General features: G+C 72.5%; 15 protein-coding genes (1 of these 15 only partly in view). 10 read left to right on the forward strand and 5 right to left on the reverse strand.

Features of this window, described 5'->3' with window-relative positions; translation table 11 throughout:
• Positions 1 to 166, reverse strand: the beginning of a protein-coding gene (locus tag O7600_RS17635; protein ID WP_281588746.1) for a hypothetical protein. Its footprint begins 284 nt before the window's first position; only the first 166 of its 450 coding nucleotides appear in the window; the start codon lies at positions 164 to 166; the stop codon falls past the left edge of the window.
• Positions 167 to 438: 272 nt separating this feature from the next.
• Between O7600_RS17635 and O7600_RS17640 the strand changes: the two genes are divergently transcribed.
• The 5 genes from O7600_RS17640 (at position 439) to O7600_RS17660 (ending at position 7,052) form a co-directional block, all read left to right on the forward strand.
• Positions 439 to 882, forward strand: coding sequence for a PRC-barrel domain-containing protein (locus O7600_RS17640; RefSeq protein WP_281588748.1), 444 nt, complete (start codon positions 439 to 441; stop codon positions 880 to 882).
• Positions 883 to 931: 49 nt separating this feature from the next.
• The gene (locus tag O7600_RS17645) at positions 932 to 1,078 is read left to right on the forward strand and encodes a hypothetical protein (protein ID WP_157779165.1); all 147 of its coding nucleotides are present in this window, start codon (positions 932 to 934) and stop codon (positions 1,076 to 1,078) included.
• An 88-nt stretch (positions 1,079 to 1,166) separates the two neighbouring features.
• Complete coding sequence (trpS, locus tag O7600_RS17650; protein WP_281588753.1) at positions 1,167 to 2,225, forward strand: tryptophan--tRNA ligase; 1,059 nt, start codon at positions 1,167 to 1,169, stop codon at positions 2,223 to 2,225.
• A gap of 267 nt (positions 2,226 to 2,492) precedes the next feature.
• Complete coding sequence (gene argS / locus O7600_RS17655) at positions 2,493 to 4,211, forward strand: arginine--tRNA ligase (RefSeq protein ID WP_281588755.1); 1,719 nt, start codon at positions 2,493 to 2,495, stop codon at positions 4,209 to 4,211.
• A 240-nt stretch (positions 4,212 to 4,451) separates the two neighbouring features.
• On the forward strand, positions 4,452 to 7,052 hold the full coding sequence (locus O7600_RS17660) for a cellulase family glycosylhydrolase (RefSeq protein ID WP_281588756.1): 2,601 nt from the start codon (positions 4,452 to 4,454) through the stop codon (positions 7,050 to 7,052).
• Between the two features lie 63 nt (positions 7,053 to 7,115).
• Here O7600_RS17660 and O7600_RS17665 read toward each other — a convergent pair whose 3' ends face one another.
• Both O7600_RS17665 and O7600_RS17670 read right to left on the reverse strand, forming a co-directional pair.
• Entirely contained in the window at positions 7,116 to 7,409 is a 294-nt protein-coding gene (locus O7600_RS17665; RefSeq protein ID WP_281588758.1) for a DUF4287 domain-containing protein, read from the reverse strand.
• 177 nt (positions 7,410 to 7,586) lie between these two features.
• Positions 7,587 to 9,110 carry a non-reducing end alpha-L-arabinofuranosidase family hydrolase gene (locus tag O7600_RS17670; protein ID WP_281588760.1) on the reverse strand — a complete coding sequence of 508 codons (1,524 nt, stop codon included), beginning with the start codon at positions 9,108 to 9,110 and terminating at the stop codon, positions 7,587 to 7,589.
• 504 nt (positions 9,111 to 9,614) lie between these two features.
• Between O7600_RS17670 and O7600_RS17675 the strand changes: the two genes are divergently transcribed.
• The 5 genes from O7600_RS17675 to fxsT all read left to right on the forward strand — a co-directional run bounded on the left by O7600_RS17675 (position 9,615) and on the right by fxsT (position 18,154).
• Positions 9,615 to 9,788, forward strand: coding sequence for a hypothetical protein (locus O7600_RS17675; protein WP_176558965.1), 174 nt, complete (start codon positions 9,615 to 9,617; stop codon positions 9,786 to 9,788).
• A gap of 7 nt (positions 9,789 to 9,795) precedes the next feature.
• Positions 9,796 to 12,099, forward strand: a complete 2,304-nt coding sequence (locus O7600_RS17680) for an FxsB family cyclophane-forming radical SAM/SPASM peptide maturase (RefSeq protein WP_281588763.1) — start codon at positions 9,796 to 9,798, stop codon at positions 12,097 to 12,099.
• Positions 12,087 to 12,902, forward strand: coding sequence for an AAC(3) family N-acetyltransferase (locus O7600_RS17685; RefSeq protein ID WP_281588764.1), 816 nt, complete (start codon positions 12,087 to 12,089; stop codon positions 12,900 to 12,902). Before O7600_RS17680 ends, O7600_RS17685 begins: the two co-directional genes overlap by 13 nt.
• 129 nt (positions 12,903 to 13,031) lie before the next feature.
• A complete protein-coding gene (locus O7600_RS17690) occupies positions 13,032 to 14,222 on the forward strand; it encodes a TIR-like protein FxsC (protein WP_281588766.1) in 1,191 nt (396 codons plus the stop codon).
• Positions 14,219 to 18,154 carry an FxSxx-COOH system tetratricopeptide repeat protein gene (gene fxsT, locus O7600_RS17695; RefSeq protein WP_281588768.1) on the forward strand — a complete coding sequence of 1,312 codons (3,936 nt, stop codon included), beginning with the start codon at positions 14,219 to 14,221 and terminating at the stop codon, positions 18,152 to 18,154. Before O7600_RS17690 ends, fxsT begins: the two co-directional genes overlap by 4 nt.
• Here the strand turns inward: fxsT and O7600_RS17700 are convergent.
• The gene (locus tag O7600_RS17700; protein WP_281588770.1) at positions 18,132 to 19,052 is read right to left on the reverse strand and encodes an alpha/beta hydrolase; all 921 of its coding nucleotides are present in this window, start codon (positions 19,050 to 19,052) and stop codon (positions 18,132 to 18,134) included. The two genes, fxsT and O7600_RS17700, sit on opposite strands and share 23 nt — an antisense overlap.
• Positions 19,053 to 19,108: 56 nt before the next feature.
• Positions 19,109 to 22,507, reverse strand: a complete 3,399-nt coding sequence (locus O7600_RS17705) for an AAA family ATPase (protein ID WP_281588772.1) — start codon at positions 22,505 to 22,507, stop codon at positions 19,109 to 19,111.
• Positions 22,508 to 22,704: the final 197 nt, after the last annotated feature.

Here is a 22,704-nt window from a genome sequence, read left to right on the forward strand (position 1 = left end):
CGAGCGGCTCCCCGGTGGCGGCGTCGTGGATCGGGTCCTGGTCGACGGCGGCGTAGCCGGGGCCGCAGAGCGCCTCGGGGAGCGACGTCGGGGTGGCGCCGGTGAGCGCGACCAGGGCGACCGCCGCGGCCGTCGAGACACCGACGCGTCGAATGAGCCGTTGCATCTGCACTCCTTTGTTCGCTGCCACCGATGCGGGCAAAGAATGGTCGACGTGGCGACTGCCGCCGAATGTGCGCCGGTCACACCACCGGTGGTCAGCCGGTGTGCCGACCGACCGTCGCATCGGCCCTGAGCTGGGGCGGAGACGACACGGCGCGGGCTATGAGCTATCTCGCAGGAATGAGGTGAGGTGAATTCGAAATTGCGTCCGCGTTTCCGGCGGCGCTCGGTGGGGCACCGTCGAGAGTGCCGAGACGACGATCCGGAGGTGCCGTGATGCAGCCGTTCAACCCGTGGTCCTGGCGGGATCCCGCCGCTCTCGCCGGCGGTTACCAGCAGACCGACCCGGACGACGTGCCGCAGCAGCGGTCCGGGGACGCGGACGACCGACCGGACGCGCCCGGCCCGGGCACGCCGATCGACCTCACCGGCTACCGGGTGGAGGCGACCGACGGCCGGATCGGCTCGATCGACGAGGCGAGCGAGGACGCCGATGCCCGGTATCTGGTGGTGGACACCGGGCCCTGGATCTTCGGGAAGAAGGTGCTGCTGCCGGCGGGCACCGTCGCCCGGGTCGACCACCTGGAGCGCGTGGTGCACGTGGACCGCACGCGGGATCAGGTGAAGGAGTCCCCGGCGTTCGACCCGGACGACTTCGGCCGGCCCGACTACCGGGACCGGGTCGGCACCTACTACACGGAGAGCTACCGGCAGCACTGACCGCCTGAGGGGCAGCCGGTGGGGCCGGCGAGCCGCTACCGTGTCAGACATGCCCCGGTCGAACACCTGCGACCCGGAGACCCCCGTCGGTCTCCGGGGTCGCCGTGCCGACGACGGCCGGGAGCAGATCCTCGACGTCCTTCGTGCCGGCGGGCTGCGGTTCCGCGCCGGCGGGCGATGGCGGCGCTCGCTCTGACGAGCCCGCCTCCACCGATCCGGGCCACCCGGGTCGGCCCGCGCATCCGCGCGTCCCCGCCAGCAACCGGCACGAAAGGCGTACCACCATGTCCTCAGCACGCATGCTCACCGGCGACCGCCCGACCGGGCGGCTGCACCTCGGTCACTACGTCGGCAGCATCGCCAACCGGGTGCGGCTGCACCAGCGCTACGAGAGCTTCTTCATCATCGCCGACCTGCACATGCTCACCACCCGCAACAGCCGCGCCGACATCGAGCGGGTGGCGCACAACGCCCGGGAGATGGTCACCGACATCCTCGCCGTCGGTGTCGAGCCGGACCGGGCCACGTTCTATCTCCAGTCGGCGATCCCCGAGGTCGGCGACCTGAACACCCTCTTCCAGAACCTCATCACGGTGCCCCGGCTGGAGCGCGTGCCGTCGCTGAAGGAGATGAGTCGGGACGCGGGCAAGGACGAGATGCCGTACGGGCTGCTCGGCTACCCGGTCCTCCAGGCCGCCGACATCCTCTGCGTGAAGGGGCAGGTCGTGCCGGTGGGCAAGGACAACGCCGCGCACGTCGAGGTGACCCGCGAGATCGCCCGCCGGTTCAACCACCTCTACGGCGAGGTCTTCCCGGTGCCCGAATTGATCATGTCGGAGACACCCACGCTGGTCGGCACGGACGGCGCCGGGAAGATGAGCAAGAGCAGGGGGAACGCGATCGCGCTCTGCGACGAGGCGGCGACCGTGCGCCGCAAGGTGATGGGGATGTACACCGACCCGAACCGGGTCCGCGCCGACGTGCCCGGGACGGTCGAGGGGAACCCGGTCTTCGAGTTCCACGACATCTTCAACCCGGACCGGGCGCAGGTCGAGGACCTCAAGACCCGCTACCGGGCCGGCCGGGTCGGTGACGTCGAGGTCAAGGAGGCCCTGGCGGCCGCGCTCAACCGGTTCCTCGACCCGATCCGGGAGCGCCGCGCCCGGTTCGAGGCACAGCCCGGTCTGGTCGACGAGCTGATCGTCGCCGGCACCGAGCGGACCCGCGCCGAGGTGCGTCGCACGCTCGTCGAGGCCCGCCGGGCGATGGGCCTGACCGGCGCGTACACCCAGGTGCGGCGACGGGCCGAGCGCTACCGCAAGGCCGCGGCCACGCCGGCCTGACGACCCGCCGGTCCGGGGTACGCGGTTGCGCGTACCCCGGACCGGCCGGTTACGCTGCCCACATGACCAGCGCGCAGGCGTACCCGACGGCGTCCTCCGACGTCCGGCTCGGCGCGCTGCGACGCCGGCGGTCCCGCGACCGCCTGCGCTGAGCCTTCCCCTCCTGCGACCGGCGGATCGAGCCGCCGGTCGTCGTCGATCGTCCTCGTTCCGCCGCAGTCCCGACCGGTGATCCGCGCGACGGATCCGAGCGAGATCGGCGTACCGATGGATCTTGAAAAGTTGTTGTCCGACCGGCTGGCGCCGGCGTTCGCGGCGGTGGCCGGCGTACCGGTGGACCCGGTCGTGCGGCGCTCGCAGCACGCGGACTTCCAGTCCGACGCGGCGCTGGGCCTGGCCCGGCGGCTCGGCCGGCCGCCGCGGGCGGTCGCCGAGGAGGTGCGGGAGCGCGCGGAGCTGGCCGACCTCTGCGCGGCGGTCGAGGTCTCCGGGCCGGGCTTCCTGAACCTGACCGTGGCCGACCGGACGCTCGGCGGGATGGTCTCCGCGCTCGCGGTCGATCCGCGGCTCGGGGTGCCGGTGGCCGCCGCGCCGGAGACCGTGGTGGTCGACTACTCGGCGCCGAACGTGGCCAAGGAGATGCACGTCGGGCACCTGCGGTCGACGGTGATCGGGGACGCGGCGGCGCGGACGCTGGAGTGGCTGGGGCACCGGGTGTCGCGGGCCAACCACCTGGGCGACTGGGGCACCCCGTTCGGCATGCTGATCGAGCACCTGGTCGACCTCGGCGAGGCCGAGGCGGCGCAGGAGCTGTCGATGGGGGACCTGGACGCGTTCTACACGGCGGCCCGCGGGAAGTTCGACGACGACGCGGCGTTCCGGGACCGGTCCCGGTCGCGGGTGGTGGCGTTGCAGGGCGGCGATCCCGCCACGCTCCGGCTGTGGCGGCTGCTGGTGGCGCAGTCCGAGAGCTACTTCCTGACCGTGTACGACCTGCTCGACGTGACCCTGTCCCGGGCCGACTTCCGGGGGGAGAGCAGCTACCACGATCTGCTCGCGCCGACCGTCGACGAGTTGGAGCGGCTCGGGTTGCTGCGGCGCAGCGACGGCGCGGAGTGCGTGTTCCCGCCGGGTTCGGTGGGGCGTGACGGCGAGCCGCTGCCGCTGATCGTGCGGAAGTCCGACGGCGGGTACGGCTATCCGGCGACCGACCTGGCGGCGCTGCGGCACCGGACCGGCACGCTGGGCGCGACGCGGCTGCTCTACGTGGTCGGGCTGCCGCAGCGGCGGCACTTCGAGATGGTCTTCGCGGCCGCCGCGCAGGCCGGCTGGCTGACCCCGCCGGCGCGGGCCGAGCACGTCGGGTTCGGGTCGATCCTGGGTGCGGACGGGCGGATGCTGCGCAGCCGGGCCGGTGGGTCGGTGAAGCTGGTCGGCCTGCTGACCGAGGCGGTGGAGCGGGCCACCGCGTTGGCCCGGGAGCGCAATCCGGAGCTGGGCGAGGCGGAGGCGGCCGAGGTGGGGCGTGCGGTCGGCATCGGCGCGATCAAGTTCGCGGACCTGTCCGGCGACCGGCACAAGGACTACGTGCTGGACTGGGAGCGGATGCTGGCGTTGGACGGCAACACCGCGCCGTACCTGCAGTACGCGTACTCGCGGATCCGGTCGATCTTCCGGCGGGCCGGCGTGGCCGCGCGTCCGGACGCGGGGATCTCGCTGGCCGAGCCGGCCGAGCGGGCGCTCGCCGTCGAGCTGATCGGGTTCGCGGCGGTGGTCGACGCGGTGGCCGGCAGCCTGGAGTTCCACCACCTGGCCGCGTACCTGCACCGGCTCGCCGCCGCGTTCAGCGCGTTCTACGAGCGGTGCCCGGTGCTGCGGGCGGAGGGGCCGGTGCGGGAGAGCCGGCTGGTGCTGTGCGACCTGACGGCCCGGGTCCTGCACCAGGGTCTGCACCTGCTCGGCATCCGCACCCCGGAGCGGTTGTGAGCGGGCCCGCTCATGCTCGGACCCTGACGGCCGGTGCCGTCCGTTAACCGATTCAGGCGTCCGCTCGGACGAGCCCAGGCTCGTGACGTCATCGATAACGTTCGAATAACGCGGTGTTTCCAGCGCTTGACGCTCGATACCTTAACCGGTTCAGTGAGCGGTGGCGACGGCCGGACATCGACGGACGCCGTCGCCGCTCGGTCGCCGCCGTCCCCGGCGGCACAGCTGCGGAGGTTTCCGATGACACTGCGCATCCGCCGGACCGTCGTCGTCGCGGTCCTCGCCGCGCTGGCGACGACCGCCCTGCCCGCCCCACCGGCAGGGGCCGGCGCCCGGCAGCAGGCACCCGACGAATCGGCCCGACGCGCCGACCACACGTTCGTGGTCCGCGACGGCACCCGGCTGACCCTCGCCGGGCGGCCCTTCCGGTTCACCGGACCCAACATGTACTGGCTGGGCCTGGACGAGAACGTCGGCGGCACCGACCCGGCCGACCCGCCGGCCGTCGACCACCCCACCTACTTCCGGATCCGCGACGGGCTCACCACGGCCCGGCGGATGGGCGCCACCGTGGTCCGCGCCCACACCCTCGGCGTCTCCACCGGACACCCACGGTCGCTCGAACCCGCGCTCGGCGAGTTCAACCCGGAGGCGTTCGACCGGATCGACTACGCGATCGCCGAGGCGCGCCGGCAGGGCCTGCGGCTGATCGTCCCGCTCACCGACAACTGGCAGTACTACCACGGCGGCCGGTACGACTTCCTGCGCTGGCTCGGCCTGAGCACCGACGACGACGGCGCGGCGTTCTACACCGACCCGGCGGCGCGCGCCGCGTTCAAGCAGTACGTCCGGACGCTGCTCACCCACAAGAACCGCTACACCGGCACGGCGTACACCGACGATCCGACGATCATGGCGTGGGAGTTGGGCAACGAACTCAACGGGATGACCGCCGACTGGGTCGACGACCTCGCCGGCCACGTCAGGACACTCGCTCCGCGCCAACTGGTCGCCGCCGGCAACCAGCACGGCGTCGACCCCGCCGTCCTGGCCTCGCCGCACGTCGACATCAGCGACTCGCACTACTATCCGCCGACCGCGGCCGGCATCGCGGCGGACGCCGCCGCGGCCACCGCCGCCGGAAAGGTCTACATCGCCGGGGAGTTCGGCTCCGGACAGGCCACCGACGAGCTGCTGGACCAGGTGGCGGCCAACCCGGACGTGACCGGCGCGCTGTTCTGGTCGCTCTTCGGCCACCACGACCACCACGGTTTCGTGCCGCACGGCGACGGCTTCACGGTGCACTACCCGGGCGACACCCCGGCCATGCGGACGGCGGTCGCCGCCCTGACCCGCTTCGCCGGCCGGATGTCGGGCCGTCCCGCGCCGGCGGTGACCGGGGACCGACCGCTGCTGACCGCCGTCGACGCCGACTACGGCATCAACACGCTGCGCTGGCGGGGCACCGCGGGCGCCGCCGGCTACCTCGTGCAGCGGCGCGGCCCGGGCGGGGCCTGGGCCACGGTCAGCGGCACCGAGCCGGTGGGCGCCGACGACGCCCCGTGGTTCGACCTGACCACCCCGACCGGCCCGATCTCCTACCGGGTGGTGGCGGTCGACGCCACCGGCGCCGCCCTGGCCGTGTCCCGGCCGGTCGGCACCACCCCGTCCCAGGACCAGGTGTACGACCCCTTGGAGGACTGGTTCGTCAGCGCCGGGCACAGCGACTCGTTGCGCCGGACGCCGGCCGGTGACGGCGTGCTGGTCGCGCCCGGGCGGGGTAGCTCGGGGGAGCTGCGGTACCGGCGCGCGGACCTGACCGCGGCCACGGTCACTGTCGCCTCGTCCGGGCGCCCCCGCGCTGTGCTCCAGGTGTCCGCCGACGGCACGAGCGGTTGGCGTACGGTGCGGCCCCGGATCGACCGGGTCGGCCCCGGCCGGTACGCGCTCTCCGTCTCCGGCCTGCGCGGGGTGGACGGGATGCGCGTGGTGTGGGGGCGGGACGCCCGCTTCGCGGTCGCCTCGGTGGCGCTGACCGCCCGCTCCGACTCGACGGCCAGCACCGCGCCGGGCGCCTTCGCGCTGACCGCGCCGGCGCCGGACGCGACCGGGGTGAGCCGGCTGGCGGCGCTGGACTGGTCCGCCGCGCCGGGTGCCGCGTACTACTCGCTCACCGTCTCCGCGCACTCCGACCTGAGCGCGCCGCTGGTGGCGGCGTCGGGCCTGCGTAGCCCCGGGTTCACGCCGACCACGGCGTGGCCCGCCGGGACCACGCTGCACGTGCGGATCACCGCCACCAACGGGTACGGCTCGACCACCGCGACCGCGGCGTTCACCACCCGCGCCGACCTGCCCGGCGTGGTCGTCGACGACTTCGACACCTACCCGTCGGACGCCGCGCTGGCCGCCGCCTACCCGCGCAACACCGGCGGCGACCCGATCACCGCGACACTGGCCCCGGCCGGGGAGGGCAGCGGGCACAGCATGCGGCTGGACTGGACGCCCGGCGCCAGCGGATACGCGGGCGTCATCCGCAACCTGTCCGTGCCGCAGGACTGGCGCGGCACCAGCGGGCTGCGGATGTGGGTCGAGCCGGGCGCGGACGGGCAACAGCTGACCGTCCAGTTCGTGGCGTCCGGCTTCTACTGGGAGAAGACGCTCACGTTCGCCGGGACCGAGGCGCGGGTGGTGGAGGTGCCGTTCGGCGACTTCGCGCCGCCGCCGTGGGCCACCCCCGGCCCGCTCGACCTGGGCTCGGTCACGCAGGTGTCGCTCTACCCGGGCGGGACGACCGGCGCGAGCGGCCTCCGGATCGACTCGGTCACCGCGTACGCGTCCTGACGCCGAGGCGCCGGGTCGGGGAGTCCTCCGGCCCGGCGCCCACCCGGGGTCGGCGACGATCTCCTACGCGGAAGCCCGTGCCGCCTTGCCGTCGAGCCACAACGTGTCGGTGGCGTCGCGGTGCGAGCCGGTGGAGCCGACGTGCTTGGCGCTGATCGTCGGGCCCTTCTTGATCACATGCACCAGTGCCATGGCGTGCCCCCGGCCCAGGCCGTACTCCTCCTTCAGCCAGTCGACGATCACGCCGGCCTTCACGTCGGTGCGGTCGTAGCCGCGCTGCCTGGCCTCGTCGACCAGGACGCGCGGGGTCTTGCCGGTCCGGTCCTCGATCGCGTCGAGGTATGCCTGGAAGGACATCTGGTCAACCCCCGGTGTCGTTCGTTCTCCGTTGCCGTCGACAACCAGTCTCGGCCGGCAGAACCCGGGTGATCAATGACGATCCGATGGACGATCGTTGCCTGAAGGGCAACGATCCCACCGCGCGGGGAGCCTGACCCGCGCGGTCGCGGGCCAGGCTCCCGATTCTCTGCTACGTCAGCGCTGGAGGGTGAGCAGGCCGGGACGGTAGGGCAGGAGGCCGTAGTCGCCGCCGGAGTTGGTGGCGCGGCCCTGGTAGAGCAGTTGCAGGTTGCAGGGGTCGACGGTGAAGGTCTGGTCGGCGCTGGTGCGGATCAGCTCGCCGTGGCTGATGTCGTTGGTCCAGGTGGCGCCGCTGTTGGCCTTGCCGGCGAACGGGTTGCTCTCGGTCGCTGCCTGTGGGGTCCACGAGCCGTTGAGGCTGGTGGCGGTGAAGGAGCGGAAGTAGCGGCCCTGCGCCCCGATCGCCTCGACGATCATGAGGTAGCGGGTCTGGCCCTGCAGTTTGTAGACCTGGACGGCTTCGAACAGGTTGTTCGTCGAGTCGCTCATGATCGTGGTGTAGGACGAGCCGAAGCTGCCGGGGAAGTTCCCGATCGGCATGCTGGCCCGGTAGATCTTGCCGTTGTCACCGGCGAAGAACAGGTACATGTTCTGGCTGTCGGCGATCAGCGTCTGGTCGATCGGGCCGGTGCCGGAACCGGAGATGCTGCCGGTGAACAGCGGCTGCGCCGCCGACCAGCCGTTGGGGTTGGTCGGGTCGGTCGAGGTCTTGTAGGAGAACGCGGTCGGACCCCACTGGTAGGCCAGGACCCAGATGTTGCGCGGGGCGAAGTAGAACAACGTCGGCGCGACGGTGCCCTGCGACATGCCGTTCTGACTCGCCGAGGCCATCTCCGACCAGTTGGTGAACAACCCGAAGTTCATCGACCCCCACGACGACCCGTAGTCGTGCGTGGTCGCGTAGACCAGATGCCGACCGTTGTACGGAGCGACCGTGAAGTCCTTCAACGACACCCAACCCGACCGCGGGTTCGCCAACGGACCGGTCGAACTCCAGCGGTAACTCGACGGGAGACTGCACCCGCCGCTCGGCGGCGGCGTGGTGGGGTTGCCCCCGCCGTCGACGCGGACGAGCTGCCACTGCTGGTTGCTGCCGTTCCAGTCGTCGTACTGGACGATGCTGCCGCCGTCGGCGGTCGAGGCGCCCTGCACCTCCACCACCTTGTTGCTGTTCCGGTTGATCAACCGGACGTAGCCGCTGTCCGAGTCGGCGAGCCGGAACTGCTGGTTGACGCCGTTGGCGTCTGACCACTGCACGATGTTGGCGCCGTTGGCGGTGGAGAAGTTGTAGACGTCCAGCACCTTGCCGGACAGCCGCGACCGCAGGCGGTAGTAGCCGCCACCCGAGTCCACGAACTGCCACTGCTGCTGGTTGCCGTTGTTGCGGGCCCACTGGACGATCCGCGCGCCGTCGTTCGTGGCCAGGTTGTAGACGTCGAGGGCCTTGCCACTGTTGCGGTTGACCAGCACGTACCACGCGCTGGTGTCGACCGTCGCCGCGGCGGCGGGGGTCGACACCACCGCCGTGGCGCCGACACCCGCCAGCACCGCCGTTACGCCGGCGGCGACGAGCCGTGGCAGCCACCTGCGCCGTCGGGGCGACGACACGATCGATGGGGACCTATCGAGGGCGAACATGATCCTCCTCCGGTGAACAGAGCCGTGCGGTCCGCCCGGGGCCGGACGGACCGGGACGTGGGTCAGGACCTGTTAGCGCTAACACTCGGCACCACGCATGGTGAGGCACGTCCGACCCAGGGTTCGACGAAGCAGGGCCTGCCCGGTAAGCCACAGGCGTCGCCGTCCTATGGCATCGACTGTGAGCGATAACACGCTGTTCGTCAAGACGTAACGTCTTCGCGGCCCGTGCCGGAGGGACGCGAGCCGGACACACGCATGTTGCGACGAGGTGGCCGATTTCTGTAAAAGTCTGGACTTTTGAATCATGCCTGATGCCCAAAAAGGGGCATAATATTGATCCCTCGCCGCACGCACGACGCCACCGCCGACACTCGCCGCACTCAGTCTTATGAGGACCGTGTCGCACCGGTGGGTTGATGGTGATCAACCTATGGACGCACTACGGTAGGCCGTCGCTTCATGTGCCCGCACGGCGCGCACACGAATACCTAAGGAAGACTCATGACAACCGCACCCATGCCCCAGGATGAGCCCCCGGTGTCGCTGGGCAGGGTTCGCGCGGAGCCGCTGGACCGCCTCTCCGCCGCGGACATCTCGCCGATCGTGCGCCGGGTCATGGCGGCTCACCTCGATCAGTCCAGGATCCCCGCCGCGAAGTTCTCGTCGTTCATCTGATCCGACGATGTCCCCCGGGCCGGCCCCCGCGGCGCTGACCGAGTTCGTGTTGAAGGTCCACTCCAGATGCGATCTGGCGTGCGACCACTGCTACGTCTACGAACACGCCGACCAGAGCTGGCGCCGGCGCCCGGCGCGGATGACGCCCGAGGTGCTCCGGGCCGCGGCCGGCCGGATCGCCGAGCACGCCGCCGCGCACCACCTGCCGCGCGTCTCGGTCATCCTGCACGGCGGGGAGCCGCTGCTGCTGGGCCCCGAGTGGATGCGCCGGGTCCTCGCCGACCTCCGGGCCGCCGTCGCCCCGGTCACCGACCTGCGGATCGGCATGCAGACCAACGGGGTGCTGCTCTCCGAACGGTTCTGCGACCTGCTCGCCGAGTACGACGTCGCGGTCGGCGTCTCACTTGACGGCGACCGCGCCGCCAACGACCGGCACCGGCGGTTCCGCAACGGCGCCAGCAGCCACGACCAGGTGCTGCGGGCCCTCGCCCTCCTCCGCCGCCCGGCCTACCGGCGGCTCTGGTCCGGGCTGCTGTGCACGGTCGACGTCCGCAACGACCCGCTCGCCGTCTACGAGTCGCTGCTCGCCGAGGGACCGCCCCGGATCGACTTCCTGCTGCCGCACGCCACCTGGGACAGCCCACCCCCACGGCCGGGCGGCGGCGCCGCGTACGCCGACTGGCTCCGCGCGGTCTACGACCGGTGGCGGGCGGACGGACGTCCGGTCCCGGTCCGCCTCTTCGACTCGCTCCGGTCCACGGCCGGCGGCGGTCCCAGCGGCACCGAGTGGCTCGGCCTCGACCCGGTCGACCTGGCCGTGATCGAGACGGACGGCGAGTGGGAGCAGGCGGACTCGCTCAAGACCACGTACGACGGCGCGCCCGCCACCGGCATGACCGTCTTCTCGCACTCGGCCGACGACGTCGCCGGCAGCCCGGAACTGGCCCGCCGCCGCGCCGGCCGCGCCGGGCTCAGCGACGAGTGCCGGCGCTGCCCGGTGGTCGCCCAGTGCGGTGGGGGCCTCTTCGCCCACCGCTACGGCGACGGGCACTTCGACCGTCCCAGCGTCTACTGCGTCGATCTGAAAGAGCTGATCGTGCACGTGAACGAGAACCCGCCGGCGTCCGCGCCGGCCCCGTTGGCCGCCGAGCCGGCCGACGACCTGATCGACCGTCTCGCGGCCTCGACCGGCGACCGGTCCGCCGTCCGCCGGCTCGTGGAGGCGCAGACCGCCATCGTCCGCGCGCTGCTCGGCGCGGTGGCCGCCGGCCTGCCGGGCCCCGGTCCGGGAGCGGACGGCTGGGCGGCCCTGACCGACCTCGACCGGCACGCGCCGGAGTCGGTCGCCCGGGTCACCGCCCACCCGTACGTCCGCGCGTGGGCCGTCGAGTGCCTGGCCGGCGCCGGCACCGGCGCCCGGTACGGAGCCGACTACCTGGCCGCGATCGCCGCCGCCGTGGCGCGCGACGCCGGCATCACGCTCCGGCTCGCCGTGCCGGTCCGGGCCGGCCGCCTGCACCTGCCGACCGTCGGCACCGTGCTGCTGCCCGAGGTCGGCGACGGCGCGGCGGAGGTCCACGTCGGCCCCGGGTCGCTGCGGGTGACCGCCGGAGCGGTGACGGTACGCGTCGACGCGGCCGGGGACGAGCCCCGCTGGCAGCCCACCCGGGCTCTGGTCGCGGACGACGTGACGGTCCTGATGGAGGACGGCGACCCGCACCGCGACTGCCACCGGCTGCCCGCCGCCGGGCGGCTCGACGACGCGGCCGCCGCCCACTGGGCGACCACGTTCGGCGCCGCCTGGACGATCGTCCGGGACGAGACGCCGGGGCACGCCGAGGAACTGCGCGCCGGCCTGCGGGCCCTGGTGCCGTTGCGACGCAGCGGCGCCGGTGTGAGCGAGGCCTCGACCGCGCGGCAGGCGTTCGGCGGCGTCGCGGCCACGGAGACCGACGCCGGCTCCCTGGCGGTGCTGCTGGTGCACGAGTTCCAGCACAGCAAGATGAACGCCCTGCTCGACCTCTACGACCTCGTCGACGGCACCCGGCCGGTCGGGATCACGGTCGGCTGGCGGCCCGACCCGCGCCCGCCGGAGGCGGTTCTGCAGGGCATCTACGCGCACGCGGCGGTGGCCGACATCTGGCGCGTCCGGGCCGACCGCCACGTCGACGGGGCGCGGGCGGTCTACCGGCGGTACCGGGACTGGACGGCCGAGGCCATCGGCGCCCTGGAGCGGGCGGACGCCCTCACCCCGGTGGGTTCGCGGCTGCTCCGGCAGGTGGCCCACGCGGTGGCCGGGTGGCCGTCGTGACCACCGCCGTCCGCGCCGGGCACCGACTCGGCACCCTCACCGCCGAGCTGCGGGCGTTGGGGTTGGGCCCCGGCGACGTCGTGCTCGTGCACTGCGCGATGCGCGCCGTCGGCCCGGTCACCGGTGGCGCGGCCACCCTGGCCGGGGCGCTCCGGGCGGCCGTCGGGCCGGCGGGCACCGTCGTGGTGCCGGCGCAGACCCCCGACAACTCGGTCAGCAGCGCGGCCTACCGCACCGCGACCGCCGGGATGACCGACGACGAACGCCGGGCGTACGAGGAGCGGATGCCCGGCTTCGACCCGGCCACCACGCCGTCGTTCGGGGTGGGCGCGCTCGCCGAACACGTACGCCGGCTGCCCGGCGCGGTGCGCAGCCGCCACCCGCAGACGTCGTTCAGCGCGTGGGGCCCCCGGGCACAGGCGCTGATGCGCGTCCACGACCTCGACTCGCACCTCGGCCAGCGCTCCCCGTTGGCCGCCCTGGAGGCCGCCGACGCGCGGATCCTGCTGCTCGGCGTCGGCTGGTCGTCGTGCACCGCCCTGCACCTGGCCGAGTACCGGTCGCACCGCCCGCCGATGCTCCGCCCCTACCGCTGCTACGTGCTCCGGGACGGCCGCCGGGAGCGGCTCGACTTCGTCGCCCCGCACCTGGACGCGGCCCCGTTCGCCGCGATCGGCGAGGACCTCGACCGGGCGGACTTCACCCGCCACGGATCGGTCGGGGACGCCGTCGCCCGTCTGCTGCCGATGTCGGCGGCGGTGCACACCGCGGTCGGCTGGATGGATCACCACGCCGGACGGTGAGCCCTGTTCACCGGTGGGCACCGTCTCTTACTCTGATCGATACGCACAACGTGTCGACTGGAGAGCAGCGCGTGATCATTACCGGTTGGCGGTCGGAGGTTCCGTCCACGCTGGACGGGTCGTGCCGACGTGAGTCCTGAGAGGCCCGTCCTCGCCGGCGCACGCTACTTCTTCCTCAGCTACGTCCCCCCGCCGACACACAGCGACCGCACCCTCGGCGACCACTGGGTCCGCCGCTTCTACCACGATCTCAACCTCGCCATCGACGGGCGCCCGGGTGCGCGACTGCGCCGGCGGGGCTTCGCCGACTTCACCGTCCGGCTGTCCGAGGACCGGGCGGAACAGAAGCGCGTGGCGCTCGCCGAGGCCGAGGTGTTCGTCCCGCTCTACTCACCGGACTACCTCAACCGGGACGACTCGCGCCGGGAGCGGGAGTGGTTCCGGCAACGGCTGCTGCGGGCCGGCCGGCCCGCCGACGGGGACAACATCCTGCCCGTGCTGTGGACCCCGTCACCCGCCGCCGTCCACGCGACCGACCAGGCCCGGGCGCTGGCCATGGCCGCCGACGTGGAGGCCTACGCCGCCAACGGGATGAGCGCGCTCTGCCGCCTGCAGATCTTCCAGCGCGACTACCAGGAGGTCCTGGGCCGGCTGGCCCAGCACATCGTCGACACCGCCGAACAGACCCCGCTGCAACCGGCCGAGCCGCCGACCGGGCCGACCGACGTGCCCTCGTCCCCGACCAGCGAGGTGCCCTTCCTGGCCGTGGTCATCGCCCCCGGCCAGCCGCCGGAGGCGGGCCGGCTCAACGGGCGGCCCGACACGCACGCCGGTCGGTGGCGACCGTTCCGCGACCGACCGCCGGTGGTCGACGACGTGACCGACGCGGTTCAGCGGCTGCGGATGCCCATCGACGTCCAGGACTTCGCGCCGGACGAGGGCCTGTTCCGCGGCTGCCCGGGTGTCCTGATGGTCGACCCGCGGGTGGTCGAGACGCCGGACGGCACGGAGGCGGTCCGCGCGGCCGTCGGCTGCCTGCACAGCTGGGTGGGGGTGGTGGTGCTCATCGACGACTCGGCGCCCGGTCGCCGCTCCCACGCCACGGTGCTGCTCGACCGGGCGGTGGCGATGTTCCCCCCGACGGCCCGGCCGCTGGCAGTCACCACGTACGACGACTGGCGGGCCGGGGTGCACGGCCTGGTCGACCGGATGCGACGCCGCTACCTGGACGCGCGACCGGCCTACCCGCCGCCGGGACGGCCGATCAGCAAACCCCGGCTCTGGGAGAACCCGCCGTCCGACGAAGGAGTGGAGCCATGACCCGACCCGAGGGACAGGTCGTCACCTTCTACTCCTACAAGGGCGGCACCGGCCGGACCATGGCCCTGGCCAACGTGGCGTGGATCCTCGCCGCCAACGGCAAGCGGGTCCTGGCCGTCGACTGGGACCTGGAATCCCCCGGGCTGGCGCGCTTCTTCGCGCCGTTCATCGACCGCGACGCGCTGGAGAGCACCGGCGGGGTGATCGACCTGATCCGGGAGTACGAGTGGGCGACCACCACCACGCAGGACAAGGGCGACGACCGCTGGCACGAGCAGTACGCCCGCGTGCACAAGTACTCGTTCTCGCTGAACTGGTCGAACTTCCCCGGTGACGGCACGCTCGACTTCCTCTCGGCGGGCCAGCAGAACAACGACTACGCCGGCGCGCTGGCCGGGATGAACTGGGACGAGTTCTACGAGCGGCAGGGCGGCGGCCACTTCTTCGACGCGCTGCGCGCCGACATGAAGCGCAACTACGACTACGTCCTGATCGACAGCCGCACCGGCTTCTCCGACGTCGCCGACATCTGCACCATCCAACTCCCGGACGTGCTCGTCACCTGCTTCACCCTGAGCGAGCAGGGCATCACCGGGGCGGCCAAGGTGGCCCGACTGGTCGAGCACCGCTACGGCTCGCGGCGGATCCGGGTGCTGCCCGTGCCGATGCGGATCGACCCGGCCGAGAAGATCAAGGCGGACACCGGGCGGGCCGTGGCCCGGCAGCGCTTCAGCGGCCTGCCGAGCGGGATGAGCGAGGCCGAACGCGACCGCTACTGGGCCCGGATGCAGGTCCCCTACCAGGCCTACTACGCGTACGAGGAGTTGCTGGCGACCTTCGCCGACCAGCCCGGCGTCAACGGTTCGCTGCTGTCGGCGTACGAGGTGCTGGCCCGGGAGATCACCCGGGGCGAGGTGGAGTCGCTGCCCCCGATGAGCGGCGCCGTGCGCGACCGGGTCAACGCCCGGTTCACCCGCACGTCCACCTCGGTGGAGAACGAGATCCTGCTGCGGCACGACCCGTACGACCGGGTGTGGGCGGAGTGGATCGGCAACCTGCTCGCCTCGGCCGATGTCCGGGTGACCGACCCCTGGTTCGCCGACGACGAGGCGCCCCGTACGGCCCGGGAGCTGATCATCGTCTCGGAGGCCAACGCCACCGAGGAGGCCGTGCTCGCCGCGCCGGACCGCTCGCCCGACCAGGTGCCGCTGGTCGTCTACGTCGCGGACGTGCGGCGGCTCGCCAACGTGCCGGCGGCGCACAGCGTCTCGGTGGCCGGGCTGGAGGCCCGGACCGCGGCCGCCCGCATCCTGCGCCTCGTCGGGCGGGAGGGCGCGAGTGCCGACGTCGAGCTGCCGACCGGCCCTCGGTTCCCCGGCCGGGACAACAGCGTCTTCGAGGTGCCGGGCCGGAACAAGCGCTTCACCGGCCGGGAGGCGGACCTGCGGGAGCTGCGGACGCTGCTGCGCAGCAGCCCGAAGGTGGTGCTGGCCGGCACCGGACCGGTGGCGTTGCAGGGCATGGGCGGCATCGGCAAGAGCCAACTGGCGTTGGAGTACGCCCACCGCTACCGCGCCGCGTACGACATGGTGTGGTGGGTCGACGCCGACCAGGTGCCGTTCATCGAGTCCGCGATCGGCGACCTGGCGCCCTATCTGGGCGTGCAGGCGTCGGAGTCGAACCGGGAGAACGCCCGGCTGGTCCTCCAGGCGTTGCGCCACACCGACCTGCGGTGGCTGCTCATCATGGACAACGCCGACGAGGTCGAGGGCGTGCTGCCCTACGTGCCGGACGGCAAGGGCCACGTCCTGATCACGTCCCGGAACCTCCAGTGGGTCGAGCGGGCCACCACCGTGCAGGTCGACGTGTTCAAGCGGGCGGAGAGCATCCAGCACCTCACCGAGCGGGTGCCGAACATGCGGCCGGACCAGGCCGACAAGATCGCCTCCCTGCTGGGCGACCTGCCGATCGCGGTCACCGCCGCGGCGGCCTGGCTGGCCGACACCGGCCACTCGGTCGACAGCTACCTCACCGAGATCGCCCGCTTCGGTCCGGGCGCGGTGATGGAGCCGAACAGCAACGTCTCGGTGGAGGCCACCTGGGAGTTGTCCCTCAACCACCTGCGCACCCGGAACCCGGCGGCCTACCGGGTGCTCCAGCTCTGCTCGGTGTTCGCGCCGGAGATCTCCGCCGATCTGGTCTACAGCAACAAGTTCGCCGAGGCGCTGGTGCCGTTCCACCCGCAGGCGAAGGAGCGCCTGGTCCGCCAGCAGTTGGTGCAGCAGGCCAACCGGCTCGCCCTGGTCCGGGTCGACCTGCGGGCCGACAACCCGTCCGGCGGCGAGCGGAGCCGGGGCGGGCTCGTGCTCATGCACCGCCTGCTCCAGCACGCCGTCCGGTCCCGGATGACGGAGGAGGAACTCGACGAGGCGCGCGCCCAGGTCCACCTCGTGCTGGCCGCCTTCCGGCCCGAGGGCGAGGTCGACGACCCGGTGAACTGGCCCAAGTTCCGGGTGATCTGGCCGCACCTGGAGCCGTCGAAGGCGGCGCTCAGCCGGAAGGTCGAGGTGCGGGCGCTGATGATCGACCGGGTCCGCTACCTGCAGTTGCGGGGCGACCTGGAGACCGGCCGCCGGCTCGGCGAGGAGGTCGTCCGGACCTGGAAGGCAATGCTGGCGAAGGAGACCGACGAGCGGGCGCGGGAGGACCTGCGCCGGCAGTTGCTGCACCTGCAGTTCAACCTCGCCAACATCCTCGCCTTCCTGGGGCAGTTCAAGGATTCCCGGGCGCTGGACGAGAAGGTGCTCGCGGCCCAGCGGGAACTGCTCGGCGACGACCACCCGCACACCCTGATGACGGCGGGCGGGTTGGCGCGCGACCTGCGGGGCATGGGCATGTACAGCGAGGCGCTGCGCCTCGACGAGGTCACCTTCAACGCCTGGAAGCGACTGTTCGCCGAGGACCATCCGCGTACCCTCGCCGCCCTGAACAACCTCGCCAGCACCCAGCGTCTGATGGGCAATTTCCGGGAGGCGCGCAAGAACGACGAGATGGTGCTGGAGGGGCGTCGCGGCACCCTCACCGAGACCCACCCGGACACGCTGGCCTCGTCCGCGTACGTCGGCATCGACATGCGCGACGCAGGCGACTACGAGCAGTCGATCGCCCGGCTGCGGGCGGTCCACCGGGACCTGCTGCACACCGCCGGCGCCGAACACCTGATCACCCTGCGGACGCAGACGAACCTGGCGGTGTCGCTGCGCGCGGCCGGGTACGCGGTCGAGGCGGGCAAGCTGCTCGAGGCCGCCTACGAGCTGCTGACCGAACGGTTCGGGCCGGACAACCCGGAGACCCTCACCTGCCGGCTGAGCCTGTCGATCAACCTGCTCACCGTCGACCTCCACCAGCGGGCCAGCCGGGAACTCACCGAGGTGCACCGCATCTACCGGCGCAACCTCGGCCCCGAGCACCCGTTGACGCTGGTCTGCCAGGTCAACCTGGCGATGGTCGCCCGTCGCGCCGGGGACTTCGTCGAGGCCCGGCAGCTCGCCGGCAGCTCGGCGGACGCGCTCGCCGCCGTGCTCGGCGACGCGCACCCGTACCCCCTCTCCGGCTGGATGAACCAGGCCATCTGTCTCGCCGAGCAGCCGGACCCGCCGGAGGGCCGGGAGACGGCGGACCGGGCCGCGCTGGACCTGTTGCAGCGTGCCTCCGACGGTCTCGACCACGTGCTCGAACCGGAGCATCCGAACGCGCTGCGCTGCCGGGCCAACCTGGTGCTGATGCGGGAGCGGATGGAATCCGGCCGGCGGGCCGAGATCGAGACGGTCGCCGACAAGCTCGCCCGCCGGCTGGGCGAGCACCATCCGGCGGTCGAGGCGCTCCGCCAGCACCGGTTCCAGCGGCGGATCATCGACCCGCATCCGATCTGACCGGGGTCCGCTCCGACGGGCGGGTCAGCCAGGCCAACATCTCCGGCAGCACCTCGACCGCGCCGAAGTGCGCGCTGCGGTGCTGCACGTGCAGTTGCGCGCCGGGGATCCGACCGGCCAGCCACCGGGTGTGGCTGGCCGGGGCGAAGTTGTCGTCGGCGCCGTGCCACAGCCGTACCGGCATCCGGATCTCCGCCAGCGAGATGCCCCAGTCGGCGCGCAGCGCGAGGACGTCGTCGATCCAACCGTCCGGCCCTCGCCGCAGCGCCTCGGCGTAGGCGTCGGTCAACTGCCGGCGGATCGGCACCCCGGCCACCACCCGACGGTCGGCCTCGGTCATCTGCTCGACCAGCAGCGCCAGCAACGAACCCGGGTCGTCGATTGTCCGCTCCGCCCGCAGGCGCAACTGCTCGGCGAGGACCACCTCGTCGTGCTCGGCGGTCCCGTAGTCGCGGACGTTCGCCTCCGTCATGCCGCCGAACCAGTCCAGTCCGGTCGCGCCGGCCGGGGCGAGCCCGACCAGCACGGCGGTGCGCCGTACCCGCTCCGGCAGCAGCGCCGCGCAGGCCAGGGCGTGCGGGCCGCCCCCGGAGCGGCCGACCACCGAGAACTCGTCCAGGCCCAGGTCGTCGGCGATGGCGGTGACGTCGGCGGCGGCGTCGGCCACCCGGCGGCCCGGCAGCCGGCTGGAGCCGCCGTAGCCGGGCCGGTCGTAGGAGATCAGCCGGACGCCGAGCCGGTAGAGCACACTGGACCGCGGGCGCGGCCCGTTGCGGCTGCCCGGAGTGCCGTGCATCAGGAAGACCGGCCAGCCGCGCTCCGCGCCGGCGACGTCGACGGCCAGGCTGCGCCTTCCGGATCGGACGATGTGCTCGCGGTGCGTGGGCGGGTGCGACAACCGGGCCTCCGGGACGGTGGTGGCGGCGGGGGGTGGCGGGCCGGCCGGGCGCGCGGTCAGACCGCATCGACGGCCGGGCCCTGATCGGTCGCGGCGAGGACGCGCAGCGTGTCGAGGGCGGCCGTCAGCGTGACGTCGGCGGGCACCCGGCCGTGTGCCCGCAGGTAGTCCAGGAGCAGCCGGCACAGGCTCGTCTCATCGAGGAACTCGTCGGGCAGCCGGTGCGCGAGCAGGGTGGCCATGGTGCCGGGCCGAATTTTCCGCCAGGCCAGGTCGGCGTACTCGCTCAGCGCCATCAGCAACCACAGCGCGGTGCGGTTGTCGACCCGCGCGGCGGCGAACTGCTCGGCCATCTCGGCGGAGACCACCCCGTCCTCCAGGGGCAGCTCGGCGAGCCGCCCCTCGATGTCGGCGAGCACCGCCCGCACCCGGGGCACGTACTCCGCCGGCAGCCGGCCGAGCCCGTGCCGGAGGATCAGCGCGTGCAGGACGGCGTGGTCCTCCGGCGTGCCGATCGAGTCGAGCAGCTCGGGAAACTCGTCGATGAGGTACGGGCACGAGATGATCAGCTCCGGAGGCGCGGTCACCGACCGGGGCAGTCGGTCCAGCGCCACCCGGGTCAACCCGCAGACCACCTCGCGGGGCAACTGCGCGCCGTCCTCGGCGAGGCATTCCAGCAGCACCGTGGCGCTGGTGCTGGACACCGCCCCGGGCGATTCGACGGCCCGTTCCCACAGCCGCCGGTAGCTGCGCTCGTCGTAGAGGATGAGCTGGTGCAACGACGGCACCGGCCAGCGCCGGGTGGCCAGCGACACCAGGTCCGCGTGGAACCGGCCGGCCTCGAAGCTGTCCGGCTGCCGGCCGCGCCACGTCCGCGCGCCGGCCTGCAACTGGCCGTACGTGGTGATGTCGCCGAGCAGCCGAGCCTCCTCGGCGGCCACGCTCACGGTCTCGCCCCGGCGTTCGCGCCGCCGTTCCGCGGTGATCCGGCCGTCGGCGTCCCGCCCCAGCCAGCTGATCATGGCGAGCTGGCCCTTCTCGTCGAGCCCGGCCCGCCACAGCCGCACCGTGGAGACCCAGGTCTCGTCGTCCATCAGGTCGGTGTGCCGTACGCCGTCGGGCGACACCAGCGCGGCCAGCGCGACCAGGTTGGCGGTGTACGCGGCGAGCAGCCGCACCGGGTCGTAGGGGGACGGCCGGTAGCCGTCCACCCCGGCGACGTTGCCCCGCTGCCGCGCCTCGGCCAGCAGCTCGGCGACGGTCTCGATGATCGCGCCACGCTCCTCCGGGTGCCGGGCGCTGAGTTCCCGGGCGAACCCGACCACGGCCTCCCGTTTCACCAGGGGCTGGTGGGAGAGCAGGGCGCGGAACTGGCCGGTGTCCAGCTGGTAGCCGAAGCCGGCCGGGGTGCGGGTGCGCCGCCGCAGCTCGGCCAGTTCCCGCAGCGACCCGATCACGTATTCCGCGATCAGGAAGTCGCCGATCGTCGCGTGCAGGAACTCGTAGGTCCGCCGGGCGTCCTCGCCCTGGAGGTCGTCCGGGCCGTACACGACGAAGAAGGCGGCGGTGACCAGTTGCTCCGGCCCTAGCACGTCGCCGAGCTCGAACCGGGTGCCGTCTCCGGAGCCGGAGCCGAAGCAGCCCAGGTCGTCGCGGAGCGCGGCCCGGTTCACCAGTTCCCGGTTGCGGTTGAACATGGCGAACGCGGTGATCGCCAGGTCGCGCCGCAGTCGGTGTTCCCGGGCCTCCCGCTCGCGTTGCGACAGGTCACCCGGCGCCTTCTCGCCGATCTGCCGCCGGATGAAGGCGGTGAGCAGGCCGGTGAACAGGTCGGACCGGGAGATGCCCAGGTCGGGAGGCCCTTCCACCCGGTGCTCGTCGTAGTAGATGGCCAGCAGGGTGAGCAGCAGCGGCTGCCGGGCCAGCTCGCCGTGCGACAGCAGGTCGCGGGCGGACAGGCGACGGTAGCCGGACCGGTCCTCGTTGGCGCCGTTGACGGCCGACACCCAGGTCGTCACCTGCGCGTCGGTCAGGTCCTCCAGCCGGACCAGCACGGTGCCCTGGGGCACGCTGGCCCGGTCCATCACCAGCATCCGTGAGGTGATCACCGGGATGACCGAGTAGCCCAGGTCCCACTGGGCCTCCTGGAACTCGGCCACCCGGTCGATGTACTGGGAGTGGGCGGTGCCGGTGACCTGGACGAGTTCGTCGAACCCGTCGAAGACGACCACGACCGTGGTGGTGCTCGTGGCGCGGCGCAGGTCCGCCCACCGGATGCGCTCGTCCATCAGCTGCTCGATCGCCGACTCGATCTGCTCGGTCGGCGAGGTGTCCCCGGACATCCGGCGCAGCGGTACGACGATGGCGGTGAACCGGTTCGCCGGCAGCCGGGCCGCGATCACCCGGGTCAGCAGCGTCTTGCCGGCGCCGGGCTGACCGAGGACCAGCAGCGGACGGTGCAGGCTCGCCGGGTCGGTCAGGTAGTCGGAGAGGAACCCGACCAGGTCGCCGCTGCGCGGCTGCTCCTCCCACCAGCGCTCCCGCTCCGGCGCGGCGCGCTTGTCGTATTCCGCGACCCGGAAGTCGGGGCTGATGAACCCCCGCTCCACGGTGGGCAGTCGCAGGTGGAAGTCGATGTCCTTGATCCGCAGCAGCGGCTGCCGGAACACCGCGCCCAGCGAGCCGGCGAGCCGGTCGAGGGATTCCCGGAGCCGGTCCGGTTCGGGCGCGGCCGGGCCGGCCAGCCCGGCCAGGTTGCGGGACAGGTCCGCCAGCGCGTCCAGCCGTTCGGCGACCTCGGCGGTCAGCTTCCGGTTGTCGACCAGGTTGTGCTCGATCGCCTGCCGGACCATCCGGAACCCGAACTCAGGCAGGTCGGTGGCGAGCCGGTCGAAGCGGTCCTCGTAGTGCCACATGCTGCGGGCGACCACGCGGGACCGCAGCGAGGTGAGGTCGAGCCCGCGCCGCACCGCCGGCCAGGCGGCGAGACCGTCGCAGAAGGCGATGGTGGCGTCGTAGAGGGTGACGTAGGCCGCCTCGACGTCCCGCCGGGTGTCGTCCATGCCGTGCACCGACGACGGCAGCGGAAAGTATCCGGCGTCGATTTCCTGGGGCAGGGTGTGTCGACGTCGCTCGGCCGGCACCATGGCGACCTTTTCCGCGTCGGTCAGTTCCAGCCGGTCGAATCCCGGGCCGACCTCGTCCCGGAATCCGTCGAAGAACGCGGAGAGCGCCAGCACCGTGTGGCTGGCCTCCAACAGTTCGTAGTACGCCTTTCCGCCGGAGGCGCGTATCCGGCCGGCCTGGTTGCCGGTGGCGTCCCGGACGAGCTGCATGAGCGCGTTCTTCGGACCGAGCAGGGCCAGCGCCGCACCGTGCGAGAGCGCACCCGCGCCCAGGATTCCCGCGTTGACGACCTTGTCGGTCTCGGTGATGCGCGTGCTGCCGGGAGCCAACAGTCGTAACGCATCTCGATAGCTGAGGCTCGAACGGCGCGGCATGCCGCCCCTTTCGCTGCGGGCGATCGGATCCTTCAAGGATAGAAACTTCACTGACGGAAAGCTATCGATTCCGCACCGGGGCGAAGGCTTTAGCACGACTTGCCGCTCATTCATTTCATTCACCCGATAAATGGGAGGCAAGGGGTTGAAGG

The organism is Micromonospora sp. WMMA1998 (assembly GCF_027497375.1).
Classification (GTDB): Bacteria; Actinomycetota; Actinomycetes; order Mycobacteriales; family Micromonosporaceae; genus Micromonospora; species Micromonospora sediminicola.

Excerpts from the sequence above, each read along its gene's own strand:
- argS (WP_281588755.1), top strand. The coding sequence starts at position 2,493 with ATGGATCTTGAAAAGTTGTTGTCCGACCGGCTGGCGCCGGCGTTCGCG.
- fxsT (WP_281588768.1), top strand. The coding sequence starts at position 14,219 with ATGACCCGACCCGAGGGACAGGTCGTCACCTTCTACTCCTACAAGGGC.
- O7600_RS17680 (WP_281588763.1), top strand. The coding sequence starts at position 9,796 with ATGTCCCCCGGGCCGGCCCCCGCGGCGCTGACCGAGTTCGTGTTGAAG.
- O7600_RS17640 (WP_281588748.1), top strand. The coding sequence starts at position 439 with ATGCAGCCGTTCAACCCGTGGTCCTGGCGGGATCCCGCCGCTCTCGCC.
- O7600_RS17645 (WP_157779165.1), top strand. The coding sequence starts at position 932 with ATGCCCCGGTCGAACACCTGCGACCCGGAGACCCCCGTCGGTCTCCGG.
- trpS (WP_281588753.1), top strand. The coding sequence starts at position 1,167 with ATGTCCTCAGCACGCATGCTCACCGGCGACCGCCCGACCGGGCGGCTG.
- O7600_RS17675 (WP_176558965.1), top strand. The coding sequence starts at position 9,615 with ATGACAACCGCACCCATGCCCCAGGATGAGCCCCCGGTGTCGCTGGGC.
- O7600_RS17670 (WP_281588760.1), bottom strand. The coding sequence starts at position 9,110 with ATGTTCGCCCTCGATAGGTCCCCATCGATCGTGTCGTCGCCCCGACGG.
- O7600_RS17665 (WP_281588758.1), bottom strand. The coding sequence starts at position 7,409 with ATGTCCTTCCAGGCATACCTCGACGCGATCGAGGACCGGACCGGCAAG.
- O7600_RS17660 (WP_281588756.1), top strand. The coding sequence starts at position 4,452 with ATGACACTGCGCATCCGCCGGACCGTCGTCGTCGCGGTCCTCGCCGCG.